This is a genomic window from Synechococcus sp. R55.8 (assembly GCF_047461895.1).
Classification (GTDB): domain Bacteria; phylum Cyanobacteriota; class Cyanobacteriia; order Thermostichales; family Thermostichaceae; genus Thermostichus.
Genome location: NZ_JANSIB010000096.1, coordinates 1 through 11783, shown reverse-complemented (window position 1 = coordinate 11783; position 11783 = coordinate 1). Strand labels below are relative to the sequence as shown.

Here is an 11783-nt window from a genome sequence, read left to right as displayed (position 1 = left end):
TCGCTGCATAGTTGAACAGTGATGTTCAGCAGTGTTCAGCGTAAATGTATCAGCTGCCTATTGCAGCATCAAAAAAAGAAAGTCTTCTAGGTTGGTTAGGAAGGTCAGCACCTCAGCGGTTGTTCGTTCTTCATCTGGGGATCCCAACTGGACGGCCTGTTGAATCAGCTCTCGAACCGGCGTTGGTCCTTGAAGCAGTGGCGCCAACCAGCTCACTTTCTCGGCAGGGATGCTGATCCGCCCGTGGGTGGCCCCTGTCCACTGCATTTCGTAGGGCCGCTTCTCTTGCAGGGCTTTGCTGTACTCCTGGCGAAAGCGGGGGTTGTCCATCAACAGGGGATTGAATTGTACGGATCCCGACAGCCAATCTTCGTCGCTCCAGGGCAGCACCGGCGAAGAGCCGGCATGCTCCGCCCAAAAGTCGATGAGGCGATGGACAGGGCGAAGGAGTTCATACAGATGCAGCCGCTCCATGATGCTGAGGGTTGCCAACCGCTGCCGCACAAACTCAGGCACCTCTTTAAACAAAGACTCCACCGACCAGTCGGGCCTATCCACCAAGCTCAAAAAGCTCAACCCCGCCTGCTGCAACATGCGAAACAGGTCGGGGATCGTGAACCCCTTGTCGTTGGAGAGTAGGTAATTATTCATAATGGCCGCATCTTCGGCATAGTTGGCCGGGTTCCAGAGCACCGCCTGGGCCACTTCTTCTCGCAGGGATCCCATGAACTCCCGCACATTTTGCGCCCCTACAGCCGGTGGAACGTCAAATTGGCCCACTTTTTGAAAGGCTTCCTGCAAGCGGAAAAACACCTGCCGTTGGCGGCGGCTGTGGAGATTGGCCCGGATGATGCCATCGGGCTTGAGGACATTTTTCATGGCCCGCAGGCCCTCGGTGGGATCCTCCAGCAAATACAAAACATCATTGAGGCTGATGAAATCGAATTGGATCCCCAGGCGATCCAGCTCCAGCAGATTGAGGACATAAAATTCGGCATCTGTGAAGCCGTGGTGGCGCAGGCGTTCCTCGGTAAGCTTGACCGAAGCCGGAGACAGATCACAGGCAACGATCTGGGCCCCTGGATTGGCCTCGGCCATCATCAACGTTTCCCAGCCGGAGCCACAGCCGGCATTCAACAACACCTTGCCCTCTGGCGGGACGATAGTATGGGTGCGCAGGTACTGAGCCGTGGTATAGCTCATCTTGAACATCTCCGGCAGGGCATTGCGGGCCGTCTGCGAGAGGGGCACATTAGGGTAGGGCAGAGCCTCGTAAAGGCTCAAGGCTCGTTCCGAAGCGGAGAGGGCGGAGCTGGCCATAGGCAGGGGAAAGGCTCAACGGTTCAATTTATGATTGAGTGTAGCCCTGGTCGCGACAGCCTCAGGGATCCGCAAAAAACTTGCCATGGCTACTGCTTCCTTGCCCCGTCGTCGCTCTCGCTTCTCCCTGGCAGGCACTCTGGCCGCCGTTGGGGGGGCGTTTCTGTGTGGGATCCTGGTGGTGCGGCTGCAATTGCCGATGCTGGAGCGGATCAATCTGGGAGAATTGGAAAATGCCGAGGCCCGCAAAAACCGCAACATTGCCCTGGCCAATACGCTGGGGTGGCTGGGCTACCGCAACTTGGGGGCTTCCTGGCTGTGGCTGGAGCTGATCCAGTACTACGGGGATGCACCGGCTCGCACCCTGACTGGCTATGGCCTGGCCTACGACTACTTCGATCACATGCTGCGGCTGGATCCCCATTTCCTCTTGGGCTACCGGCTCTCCAGTTTGGTGTTGGCCTATCGGGCCGGCCAGCCGGAAAAAGCCGTCGAGATTTTGGATCGCGGCTTGCAGCAGTTCAACCCCCAAAACAACCCTGACGCTTGGCGACTTTATGTGGATCGCGCCCTACTTAACTTTATGTTTCTGGGGGACGCGGAAGCGGGCCGCACCGATTACTACCAAGCTGCTGCCTGGCGAGAGCAGGTGGGCCTGCCTGGAGATGAATTTCGTCAACTAGGAGATAACATCGCCCGCAGTCCTCTCAGCCGCCGTTCCCAATTCGATGTTTGGCTGAGCGTGTATAACTCCACCACCGACCGGGATACCCGCCTGTTTGTCTTGGAACAACTGGTCCAGTTGGGTACCGTGCTGCAAACGCTGCCTACGGGGGAGATCGAGATCCTGCCCCCTCCTCTGCCCGACTTCCCCGACGAAGAACCCTATCGCTTGCGCCTGTGATTTGATCCGGGGGACAAAGATTGCGCCTTAGGGCTGTGACGTTGCCCCAAAAGGTGAGCTAAACTCTAACCCAAATTAAGCCAACCCAACGGGCCGACTCTTCAAGAGCCGCAGCTTTTCGTGGGAGAGGTTCGCTTTTCCGACGTAGGGAGCAGCTGGCTCTGTTGCCTTTGCCAGGGAAGAGCAGCAGCCAGCCTCACGGCAATCCCCAAGGACGCTCTGGGATTCCGGTTTGTTCCCCCAAACTTCTCTATCTTATTATTTCTTAACTTTTGTTCTTGTTCTGCACAATAGGAGTGACCCCCATGACCTCAAGAACTTCCCTTCTGATGACTGTGGCTGTCCTTTCGGGCAGTTGGCTTGTTCTTCCGGCGGCAGCACAATCTTCCGGGACGGCCCGGGTGCGGTCGGTGGTGGATGGGGATACCTTCTGGGCGGACTTGAACGGCAGGCCAACCCGTTTCCGTCTGGCCTACGTGGATGCGCCAGAGCTAACCCAAGGGCGCTGGGGGCGGCTATCCCAAGAGGCTCTGCAAAACTTGCTCCCGACGGGATCCCTGGTGCAGGTGGATACCCTCTATGTCACACCGGAAGGGCTTCACATTGCCCAGGTGTACAACGCCGATGGTTTGGTGAATTTGGAGATGTTGCGCCAGGGTCAGGCGGTGGTTTACGAGCGCTTTTTGCACGGGGCCAATCGGCAACGCTACCTAGAAGCCCAAGAGGCGGCCCAAGCGGCGCGGTTAGGCTTCTGGCAGCAACGCAATCCGGTGATGCCTTGGGAGTTTCGGGAGACGGCCACGCAAACCTCGGCCTTTGCGGGGGTCAATGTTTTGGATGGTTCTTTGATTCGTGAAAATCCGGCGGCGGCTGCGGGTGTGGGGATTGCTACTGCGGTGGTGATGGTGGGTCTGAGCAAGGTGCTGTGGAGAAAGCCCAGCCGACAGAGGGTGAGCATCCGGCAGATGGAGCGGGATCTGAAACAATTGCAGCGCAGCCTGACCACAACCCTGGCCAGTCGCAAGCAACTGGAACGGCGGTACGACGAAATTTTGCAAAAGGCCGAAGATTGGTTTGTCAGGGCTGAGAAAGCCAGCCAACAGAACCAGGATGACCTTGCCCGCGAGGCTTTGGTTCGGCGCAACCAGCACATGAGCGCAGCAGAAGCGGTTCGCAAATCTTTGGATGAAGTTGAAGCACAGGTGGCAACCCTTCGCGAAGGCATTTCCCGCCTGGAAAGCCAGATCTCGATGGCCAAGCTGGAGCGGGAGATGAACAACTGACGCCAACGCGATCCAGCCCAACTCTTCCTTGGGAAAGGGGATCCCCGGATCCCCACAGTCGGGCTAAGGCAAGGACGGGGGCAGACTTTGCAGGATGGTGCGGACGACTGCGGCCGAGTTGAGCGCCGCCGTTTGAAAAAAACTCAAGAAATCCGTATCGTCCCCTGCATCGCTGACCGAGCGCACCAGCAAACAAGGGATCCCGGCTTCTTGCGCTACTCGCACCACGGCTGCCCCCTCCATCTCCACAACCAAAGCGCCGGTGCGTTCTCGGATTTGTCGGCGTAGGTCTGCGTCGGCCACAAACACATCGCCGGTGGCCACCAAGCCTTGATGAATGACGGGATCCCGGCCTTGTAGGGGGTGGAGAGGGATCCGCTCGGGATGGGCCACAATCAGGTCGTAGAGGGCGCTATCGGCCTCGGCCAGTGGGTGGCGCAGCTCTGGGATAAAGTCGATCCCCAAGACAAAGCCCTCGGGTCGTCCGGTGCCAAAGTCGTGCTCGATCGCCGCATGGGCCAGCACCACATCTCCCATGTGCAGGTGATCGGCCAAGGCCCCGGCCACACCGGTAAAAATGATCCCCTGCAAAGGGAAATGGGCCACCAACAGAGCCGCCGTGGTTGCCGCCCGCACCTTGCCCACCCCACCTTGTACCACCACCACCGGTTGCCCCGCCAGGGATCCCTGGTGGAACTGTCGCCCCAGATGGGTATGGATGGAGCAGGTTTCCATTGCTGCGGTGAGCATGGCCACTTCCTCGGGCAGGGCTCCAAGAATACCAATGGCTTTCTGGGGGAGATGAGATGGAGATTCCATAGAGCTTCCCTCAGGTTCTTCGAAAGACTTTTGAACAGGCTCTCTCTCCAGTTGGCGGGGGGGGATCGCTTGCCCTCACCTGTCCGGCCACTTAGTGAACCATTGCCAACGGTTTCATTCTCGCCTGAGTTGAGGATCCCAAAGCGATGACCGGATAGGTCGGAGTCTTAGGCGGTATAGCGGTATAGTTGAGGTGGTTGGATAGGGAATAGGGGGAAGACCATGGTCTACAGTGAGCCGCTCATGAGCACCTTTAACCCTTCGCCAGAGGTTTTTCCAGAGCCCCTTCGCTGCGTTGAGGTTGTCTCGGCGGTGGTTTCCAGCCTCAAAGAGGATGCGGCCTACGAAAACCATGAGCAGGGACACACCTGGAAGTTCACCTACGGCACGGCAGAAGTGTTCGTCCATTTGAGCGGCGAATCCCCAGAAGACACCCTTTTGGTATGGTCTCCTGTTCTCTCTCTGCCGGTGGCAGAACCGGCCAAGCTGATGCAGAAGCTCCTGGAGAAGAATTGGAGCGACACCCTAGAGGCGCGCTTTTGCATCTGGAACAACCAGGTGGTGCTGAACCACTACCGCACCTTGGAAGGGATCACAGCGGGCGAAATTTCCCGGGCCATCACCATTGTGGCCAGCTTGGCCGATGAATATGATGAGCCCCTCCAGGCCGAGTTTCCCAAAGTTTAGGGTCTGGCTTTGCCGGGATGGGATCCCAGGGATACTGGCTCCCCTACCGCGTGGCCTCTGGGGCCTGGCAAATGGAGCAGGATGCCTGGCTTCTGCAGCGGCTGCGCCATGACCCTCACCCCTGCCTGCGCTTTTATGGCTGGGATCAGCTTACCCTCTCGCTGGGACGGCACCAGGTTTGGCCAGATCCCCTGCCAGGGATCCCGATTGTGCGCCGACCCACGGGGGGAAGGGCGGTGCTCCATCAGGCGGCTGAGGATGCAGCAGAGCTGACCTACAGCTTGGTGTTGCCCCTTTCTTACTTGCAAGCCAGGTTGCCCAGTTTGCAGCGGGCCTGGGTGTACGACTTCTGTTGCCGCTTTTGGGTGCAGGGGTTGGCGGAGCTGGGCATTGCCATAGATGAGCCCGCTTTTGCTCACGGCCGAAGCCACCGGGATCCCGGCTACCGCAACAAGACCAGTTGCTTTGCCTCCCGTACCCGTGCTGACTTGAGCTGGCAGGGCAAAAAGCTGATGGGCAACGCCCAACTGTGGCAACCTTGGGGGATCCTGCAACAGGGATCCCTCCTATTGCAACCCAATCTAGAGCTGTGGGAACGGTATCTGCCCGGCTCGCAGGTGATTGGTATCTACGACATTTGCCCCACGGCGCCAGGGATCCCTGCTTTGATCGAACATTTTCTCCAGGCCGCCCGGGAGTGCTTTGAAGTGGAATGGCAAGAAGAAGCCTGGCTCCCTTGGCCGGACTGAGGGCCGGTTGCTGTTAACAATTACCAGCAACAAGAAGCGGCTTGTCTCAACCGTTCCCCAACTCCCCTCTCTCCCTGGGAAAAGGACTGCCAGTCTAGCCGAGACAGCTGTGCTAGAACCTAGGCAGCGCTCAGCCAGGTAAGCCATGCCGAAAGTTTGGGCGGCAGTTTTGCTAGTTGTATCCCTGCTGCCGCAGCCCGCTTGGGCCATTACCCTTGAACAAGTGCCCAACCCCCGCCGTCAGTATGGAGGGTGGGTTTCCGATACCGCCAACATCCTCAGCAGCAGCACCGAAAACGAGCTCAACCGTCTTATCACTCAGCTTGAGCAGCGCACCAGTGCCGAGATGGCAGTGGTTACCGTGCCGAATACTCAGGGATATGCAACACCAAAAGACTTCACCACGCAGCTATTTAACTACTGGGGGATCGGCAAGGCAGGCCAAAACAACGGGGTTTTGTTTCTCATCTCGGTAGGGGATCGGCGGGTGGAAATCGAAACGGGCAGGGGCCTGGTCGCTATCCTCCCCGACAGCCGAGTCCAGCAGATTATCGACCAGCAGATCCTGCCTCGGTTTCGCGATGGGGATTTCGATGGCGGCACTCTGGCGGGGGTGCGGCAGTTGACCTCGGTGTTGCAGGGCCAGCCCGTTGCAAATGTTCCTGCGGCAGCTTCTGAAGTTACCACCTCAACGATTGCAACTTCTTCTGGGGCAGTGGCCCAGGGCATTGATTCTTCCCTGGTGGAAGGGATCCTGCTGCTGCTGGGGATCATCATTTTGGGACTGGGGTGGCAGCGCTCTCGCATGCCCGTCTCTCTAAGGGCTGAGCGAGGGGGAAGACAAGTCCTCTGCCTGACACGCAGAGATCCAAGAACAGGTGCTGTGCTCTCTTCGGTTCAGAGCGACCCCATTCGTCTCTTCCTCTATTCGGGATCCCTCTGCCTTGGCGTGTTCCTAGGATTGTCCAGCGGCAACTGGCTGGGGTTCGCTCTGCCGGTTGTGGCTGCTATGGCCACTGACGGCACCTTGGGCCGGAAGCGTGGGATCCCTTTTCAGCCAGTGGTCTGTCAAGCCTGTGGTCGACCCATGCGACTCATCCAGCCCCAGCTTCTGGATAAGTACCTTCCCCAAGAGCATCGCCTGGCCAGGAGCCGCGGCAGAGCTCGCTACTACGGCTGGTTTTGTCCTACCTGTCAAGGAATAGCTGTGGTTGTGCGCGAAGGCACGCTCTCCCGACACCTTTACTGCCCTCGGTGCCAAGCCCTCACCCTCGACCTCACCACACAGGTTCTCAGGGAAGCCACCTATTCCTCTAGCGGCTTGAAGCTGGAAATCCTGAGCTGTCCTATCTGCGGGTACCGCAGCGAGCGAGAGGTGGTCATCCCCGAGCTCAGCGACACAGACACAGATTCAGACTTCGGTGGAGATTCAGGTGGAGATTCAGACTTCGGTGGCGGTAGCAGCGGAGGTGGCGGAGCGGGCGGCAGTTGGTGAGACCCAACTCTAGAGATTTCTCTATCGATCTGAAAAAGGAGTCGGGCTTCTCTTAAATCCGCCAGGACAGTACAGTGGTAAGGGAGCAGCAATAGAAACTGGCTAAGGACGGATCTCTCATGACCCTCGGAGAAGGCGTACAACTGGTTACGTTTGTGGTGCTATCGGCGATGGCCATTGGCTTCGCGCTAGGCGTGGTTTGGGCCCCCAGCATTGTCTATTCCGGTTTTCTGCTCGGGGGCGTTTTCCTGAGCATGGCCGGGTTGTATCTCCTCTTGAATGCCGATTTTGTGGCCGCAGCCCAAGTTCTGATCTACGTCGGCGCGGTTAATGTGTTGATCCTGTTTGCCATCATGTTGGTGAATCGGCGCTACAACTTTGCTCCTCTGAAGCTGGGCTGGCTGCGCAACGGAGTGACGGCGGTGGTCTGTTTGGGTCTGTTTGCCCTTCTAGCCGCGATGGCTTTGAACACCCCTTGGCCGCTGCAGCCGATCCAACCTTTGAGCAGTGTGTTGGTGATCGGCGGCCACTTCTTCAGCGATTATCTTCTGCCTTTTGAGCTGGCTTCTGTTTTGCTGCTGATGGCGTTGATTGGGGCCATTGTCTTGGCGCGGCGGGAGTTTGTTCTTCCCCAAGCCGGAGAAGGGGATCTGAGCTTGCTGGAGCGGGCCCGACCCCAGCTGGAATCAGAGTCAGAACGACCGGCAGAGCTGGTGAGCACCCGCTAAAGCTGACTGCTCTCGGCCATAAAACCTAGAGCTTTCCCGAGGCCCCTGTCATTGTGTATCTACATGGAGCTCATCGCGATGTTGCAACTGCAGTTTTTCTTGGTGGTGGCAGCGATTCTTTTCTGCATTGGTATTTACGGATTGATTGTGAGCCGCAATGCGATTCGCGTCCTGATGTCGATTGAGCTGATGCTCAATGCGGTGAACCTGAACTTCATGGCTTTCTCCAACTTTGTCGATTCAGCGATGATTCGCGGCCAGGTGTTCTCGGTGTTTGTCATCACTGTGGCGGCTGCCGAGGCCGCAGTGGGCTTGGCCATCGTGCTGGGGATCTACCGCAACCGCGCCACTATCGATATGGAGAGCTTCAACTTGCTTAAGTGGTAGCCTTTTTCCGTTGCTTATTTTGCATCAAGGCAAGGCTAGCAAGCTGAAGTCAAGTGAAGCCAGAATGCCTAAGTAAAGGAAAAGGATAGAGGGGTCAAGTGGTAATTTTTTCTGGGAAAAATAGGAGGGTGGCGAGAGATTGTAACCACTATAGTCATTTTAAACAGGGATGAAACATTTCCGTTGTATTGCTTTCTAGCTCCCCTCTCCTCTGGGAGCGGTCACGGAGGCGAGGCGGAACGCTTGGGGAGTGTCCCAGTCTAGTTTGGAATGACTATAATTTGTAATTTTTTACAGAAAGAGGCGTTTTTCAAAAGCTGAGCTGGCACTTGTTCTCTCGTTTTAACAAGTTGGCCAGAAACTTCTTAAGCTTTCTCTACTCTGTAGGCACGCTCTTCTGGATCCAGCTGATCCAGCTAGACCAGGGCATGGGGTAAGACTACTCCAAGATCCTATTCTCCCTCGGGGGGTGCTGCCGCCTCAGAATCCAAAATGGCCCCTGCTCCGTAAGAGTCAATATCGATGGCCTGGGATCCACCGGCAGCCAACAGAGCCATCAGGGATCCCAACTGCCACCACACCAAGCCTGCCGTGCTCAACACTAGGATCCCACCGACGCAGGCGGCCAAGGCCATAGACAGGCCAAACACGTTCAGACACGCGGCCACAAACCCAGAGGTAAACAGGCAGCAGAGACTGTAGGTGAGGATCACCCCAGGAGTGCGGTAGCGAATTTGCGCTTGGCTATCCCGGTTGAGCTGCCAAAGGGCCACCTGGTATTCCAAATTGTCCTTGAAAATGATGCCAAAGATAACAGCAAAAAAGCTGAATAAGGCGATGGCAGAGTAAATGGGGGGATTGACGAAGGGATCAGAAAGGGATTCCATAGGGCTGACCTCGGTTTGGGATCCAAGTCCTTAGCTTAACACTTCTTAGCATCACAGAAGATGTCTAGCAGGTCAATGTCAACAACACAACCGATAACGCCAGACCCAGTTGGGGCATGATGAGAACTGGTCGGGTATCACCTCATCTGCAAAAGGGCTGTAATCTGAGATGGGGGCTAAGAGCAGTAGGATGTTCGACAAGGGGCTGTAGCTCAGATGGATAGAGCAAGCGCCTCCTAAGCGCTAGGTCGGCGGTTCAAGTCCGCCCAGTCCCGTCTCCTCAAGCCGCCAAATCTCGCCCAGGCAAGTCAATGATAAAGGTTGCAGGAGTTGTGCAGGTCGTAGCCAGAGACCAGAACCTCTTGCTGGCGATCCCCGAGGCCGATGTCACAGCGCAGGGGATTCCCACCAGCAGCTGTGTAGGTGTGAGACTCCGTCATCCAACGAATGCCGCTTGGGCCAGGTGTGGGAGGAACAACTTCGGGAAGACGGTAGTTGTAGGCTTGCCAGGGATCTTGCAGATAACGATCCCCGTGGATCCCTCCGAATTGAATATCGGCGTAGCTGGAAGGATAAACCGTAAAATCCATGCGGAAGATTTCTGAAGCGCGGCCAATGGTCGCCAAAGCTGTTTGGGCTTCAGCAACTCTGGAGCGGCGAATGTGGTTGAGCAGGTTGGGAATGGCCACCGCGCAGAGAGTACCGACAATCACAATGACCACCAGCAACTCGATCAATGTCATGCCACGAGGAGCCGCAGTGGCCAGACGAAAGAGGATTCTCCGGAGATACACTTCATGAGGAGAAAACCGACTCATAGCAGTTCCAGTCCCGCTTCGGGAGAAATCAGGCACTTAGCTAAACCCGAAGGATCTTGCCCTGGTATTCAAGCCTTTTCTTGGTCTCAGGTTACCCTTCGCAGACCCAAAACTTTCCCTGTCAAATCACGCGAACTCCTGAATCCAAAACCCCACTGGATATCAACTGTAGGTAAATTTTTTGTAAACTGGCTTCAAGTTTTAAGGCCAGATAAATCTGAGTTCACTGTGAACTGTTTTCGCGGCTGTCTATGGGGTGACACTGCCAGTTGCTACTGCCCCAAACTTTTATGTGTTACCCATTTTTGGAACAGCAACAGATGAATTTTTGCCTGTGGCTATCTCAATCCTATGGACGGGAATGTCAGACTTATGGTCATTTCGATTCAAACTGGGGCACTGACCCACGCCTAAAACCTTTACTTTCAGAGCGGCGGGAGCTTTGGCAGGATGAGTACGTCGTTCTCAGCCCCCTGTTGGGATGGGGCAATACCCCGATTAGCCCAAGATGTCTATACAGCGGCGAATCAATACCTCGCTCATGCGTTGGCGGTAAAGGGCGCTGGCCCGAAAATCCGCGATCCAGCCGTGGGCTTGCTCTGCCAAAAGTTGGGGAAGATGTTCTGGATCGGGCCGGGATCCCAGCCGCACCAGTTGTGGGGGTGAAAGGGCGGCATTGAGCCCGAAGCGATAGTTGCCTGAGTCGGGATCGCGCGATCCGGCAACGATCACCAAGGCGGGATCCGTTTGGGTGATGCCGAGCCGCTGAAAGGTGCTGGGGCCGCGCAGCCGTTGGGCCGGGATCCAGATGGATCGCAAGGCTTCGCCCAGCTGCTGCAGAGTTTGTTGGGGGCCGGTTTGAAAGTCCTGAGCGGGGATGTGGCGCAGGGATCCCTGCAGATCGATCAGCGTGTAGGTGGCCTCAAGAGCGATCAACACGGGTGCTACGACACCGACACTCAGGGCCAGGCAGAGATTTCCCCCTATCGTTGCCAAGTGGGCCACCTTAAAAGAGGCCAAAGATGCCATTCCCTCGCACAGGGCGCGGATCCCCGGCCAATGGGGCGGCCAAGGGTATTGCAGCAGTTGCTGGAAGGTACAGGTTGCCCCCAGTTTTAGCCCTTCTGCGCTGATTTCCAGCTCATTCCAGCCCAGAGGATGCAAATCGATCAGTCCCCGCAGGTGGGGTTGCGGCTGTGAGAAGAGCCAAGTCCCCCCGGCCAGCCAGTTCCAGCCGGGATCCCATGCGGTCAAGTCCTCAAGCTGTCGGGGACGAATGTAGGTGTGCAGATGGTGCAGATCCATGGGTTCTCTCAGGCAGGGATCCAGACTGCAGGCTTCAGGGGGCTAGAGAGCTTCCTGAAAGCATTGGGCGAGGGCCTGGCATAGCTCAGGGACAACATCAGCAGGCCAAAAACCTTCTCCGCGCCGGCCTTGATGCAATTGCACGTAGAGGCCCCAGGCAGTGGCGCTGCCGCTGGCTATCAGGGTCAAAGCAGGGAAAGTCTGCTCCAGCGTAATGCTCTCCTCCGCCATCAGTTGGGATGCGATGGCCTCCATATCCTGCTGCAGGCGCTGCACCCCCTGCACAAACGCTTGCCACTCCTCCTGAGTGAGCTCCAGCGCCCAGGTTTCTCCCCCCACCAGGGCAACAAAAGGGGAACGGGTGGGATCCCAGCCCAGCCGCCAGCCGGATCCCTTGTGCA

13 protein-coding genes and 1 tRNA gene are annotated in these 11783 nt (G+C 57.1%); 8 read left to right on the top strand and 6 right to left on the bottom strand.

The window, feature by feature from the left end:
• Positions 1–57: 57 nt before the first annotated feature.
• The gene (locus NW829_RS09995) at positions 58–1320 is read right to left on the bottom strand and encodes a class I SAM-dependent methyltransferase (protein WP_414416994.1); all 1263 of its coding nucleotides are present in this window, start codon (positions 1318–1320) and stop codon (positions 58–60) included.
• Positions 1321–1405: 85 nt separating this feature from the next.
• Here NW829_RS09995 and NW829_RS09990 point away from each other — a divergent pair, with 85 nt between their 5' ends.
• Together NW829_RS09990 and NW829_RS09985 are read left to right on the top strand one after the other, a co-directional pair.
• A complete protein-coding gene (locus NW829_RS09990) occupies positions 1406–2224 on the top strand; it encodes a hypothetical protein (protein ID WP_414416993.1) in 819 nt (272 codons plus the stop codon).
• 305 nt (positions 2225–2529) lie between these two features.
• A complete protein-coding gene (locus tag NW829_RS09985) occupies positions 2530–3507 on the top strand; it encodes a PspA/IM30 family protein (protein WP_011432908.1) in 978 nt (325 codons plus the stop codon).
• A gap of 63 nt (positions 3508–3570) precedes the next feature.
• On the opposite strand, the gene NW829_RS09980 is transcribed toward NW829_RS09985, so the two are convergent.
• On the bottom strand, positions 3571–4326 hold the full coding sequence (locus NW829_RS09980; RefSeq protein ID WP_414357952.1) for a 5'-methylthioadenosine/adenosylhomocysteine nucleosidase: 756 nt from the start codon (positions 4324–4326) through the stop codon (positions 3571–3573).
• A gap of 222 nt (positions 4327–4548) precedes the next feature.
• Between NW829_RS09980 and NW829_RS09975 the strand changes: the two genes are divergently transcribed.
• The 5 genes from NW829_RS09975 (at position 4549) to nuoK (ending at position 8372) form a co-directional block, all read left to right on the top strand.
• Positions 4549–5013 carry a YbjN domain-containing protein gene (locus NW829_RS09975; RefSeq protein WP_414328810.1) on the top strand — a complete coding sequence of 155 codons (465 nt, stop codon included), beginning with the start codon at positions 4549–4551 and terminating at the stop codon, positions 5011–5013.
• 17 nt (positions 5014–5030) lie between these two features.
• Complete coding sequence (locus NW829_RS09970; protein WP_414389137.1) at positions 5031–5762, top strand: lipoyl protein ligase domain-containing protein; 732 nt, start codon at positions 5031–5033, stop codon at positions 5760–5762.
• A 145-nt stretch (positions 5763–5907) separates the two neighbouring features.
• Positions 5908–7257 (top strand): TPM domain-containing protein, encoded by a 1350-nt coding sequence (locus tag NW829_RS09965; RefSeq protein ID WP_414416992.1) that lies wholly within the window; start codon positions 5908–5910, stop codon positions 7255–7257.
• A gap of 119 nt (positions 7258–7376) precedes the next feature.
• On the top strand, positions 7377–7985 hold the full coding sequence (locus NW829_RS09960) for an NADH-quinone oxidoreductase subunit J (RefSeq protein ID WP_011432903.1): 609 nt from the start codon (positions 7377–7379) through the stop codon (positions 7983–7985).
• Between the two features lie 81 nt (positions 7986–8066).
• Positions 8067–8372, top strand: coding sequence for an NADH-quinone oxidoreductase subunit NuoK (nuoK, locus tag NW829_RS09955; protein WP_414328814.1), 306 nt, complete (start codon positions 8067–8069; stop codon positions 8370–8372).
• Positions 8373–8824: 452 nt separating this feature from the next.
• On the opposite strand, the gene NW829_RS09950 is transcribed toward nuoK, so the two are convergent.
• On the bottom strand, positions 8825–9259 hold the full coding sequence (locus NW829_RS09950; RefSeq protein WP_011432900.1) for a hypothetical protein: 435 nt from the start codon (positions 9257–9259) through the stop codon (positions 8825–8827).
• A gap of 201 nt (positions 9260–9460) precedes the next feature.
• On the opposite strand from NW829_RS09950, the gene NW829_RS09945 reads away from it, so the two are divergent.
• A tRNA-Arg gene (locus NW829_RS09945) sits at positions 9461–9534 on the top strand.
• A 33-nt stretch (positions 9535–9567) separates the two neighbouring features.
• Here the strand turns inward: NW829_RS09945 and NW829_RS09940 are convergent.
• The 3 genes from NW829_RS09940 to NW829_RS09930 form a co-directional block, all read right to left on the bottom strand.
• A complete protein-coding gene (locus NW829_RS09940; protein WP_414416991.1) occupies positions 9568–10077 on the bottom strand; it encodes a type IV pilin protein in 510 nt (169 codons plus the stop codon).
• 498 nt (positions 10078–10575) lie between these two features.
• Positions 10576–11382: an FAD binding domain-containing protein gene (locus NW829_RS09935; protein WP_414416990.1), complete on the bottom strand. Its 807-nt coding sequence runs from the start codon at positions 11380–11382 to the stop codon at positions 10576–10578.
• 42 nt (positions 11383–11424) lie between these two features.
• Positions 11425–11783 (bottom strand): DUF1818 family protein (locus NW829_RS09930; protein WP_414416989.1); only part of this gene is annotated, 359 nt, incomplete at its 5' end.

Coding starts and splice junctions, on each gene's coding strand:
- NW829_RS09990 (WP_414416993.1), top strand. CDS start 1,406: ATGGCTACTGCTTCCTTGCCCCGTCGTCGCTCTCGCTTCTCCCTGGCA.
- NW829_RS09970 (WP_414389137.1), top strand. CDS start 5,031: ATGGGATCCCAGGGATACTGGCTCCCCTACCGCGTGGCCTCTGGGGCC.
- NW829_RS09940 (WP_414416991.1), bottom strand. CDS start 10,077: ATGAGTCGGTTTTCTCCTCATGAAGTGTATCTCCGGAGAATCCTCTTT.
- NW829_RS09950 (WP_011432900.1), bottom strand. CDS start 9,259: ATGGAATCCCTTTCTGATCCCTTCGTCAATCCCCCCATTTACTCTGCC.
- NW829_RS09980 (WP_414357952.1), bottom strand. CDS start 4,326: ATGGAATCTCCATCTCATCTCCCCCAGAAAGCCATTGGTATTCTTGGA.
- NW829_RS09965 (WP_414416992.1), top strand. CDS start 5,908: ATGCCGAAAGTTTGGGCGGCAGTTTTGCTAGTTGTATCCCTGCTGCCG.
- NW829_RS09935 (WP_414416990.1), bottom strand. CDS start 11,382: ATGGATCTGCACCATCTGCACACCTACATTCGTCCCCGACAGCTTGAG.
- NW829_RS09975 (WP_414328810.1), top strand. CDS start 4,549: ATGGTCTACAGTGAGCCGCTCATGAGCACCTTTAACCCTTCGCCAGAG.
- NW829_RS09960 (WP_011432903.1), top strand. CDS start 7,377: ATGACCCTCGGAGAAGGCGTACAACTGGTTACGTTTGTGGTGCTATCG.
- NW829_RS09985 (WP_011432908.1), top strand. CDS start 2,530: ATGACCTCAAGAACTTCCCTTCTGATGACTGTGGCTGTCCTTTCGGGC.
- NW829_RS09995 (WP_414416994.1), bottom strand. CDS start 1,320: ATGGCCAGCTCCGCCCTCTCCGCTTCGGAACGAGCCTTGAGCCTTTAC.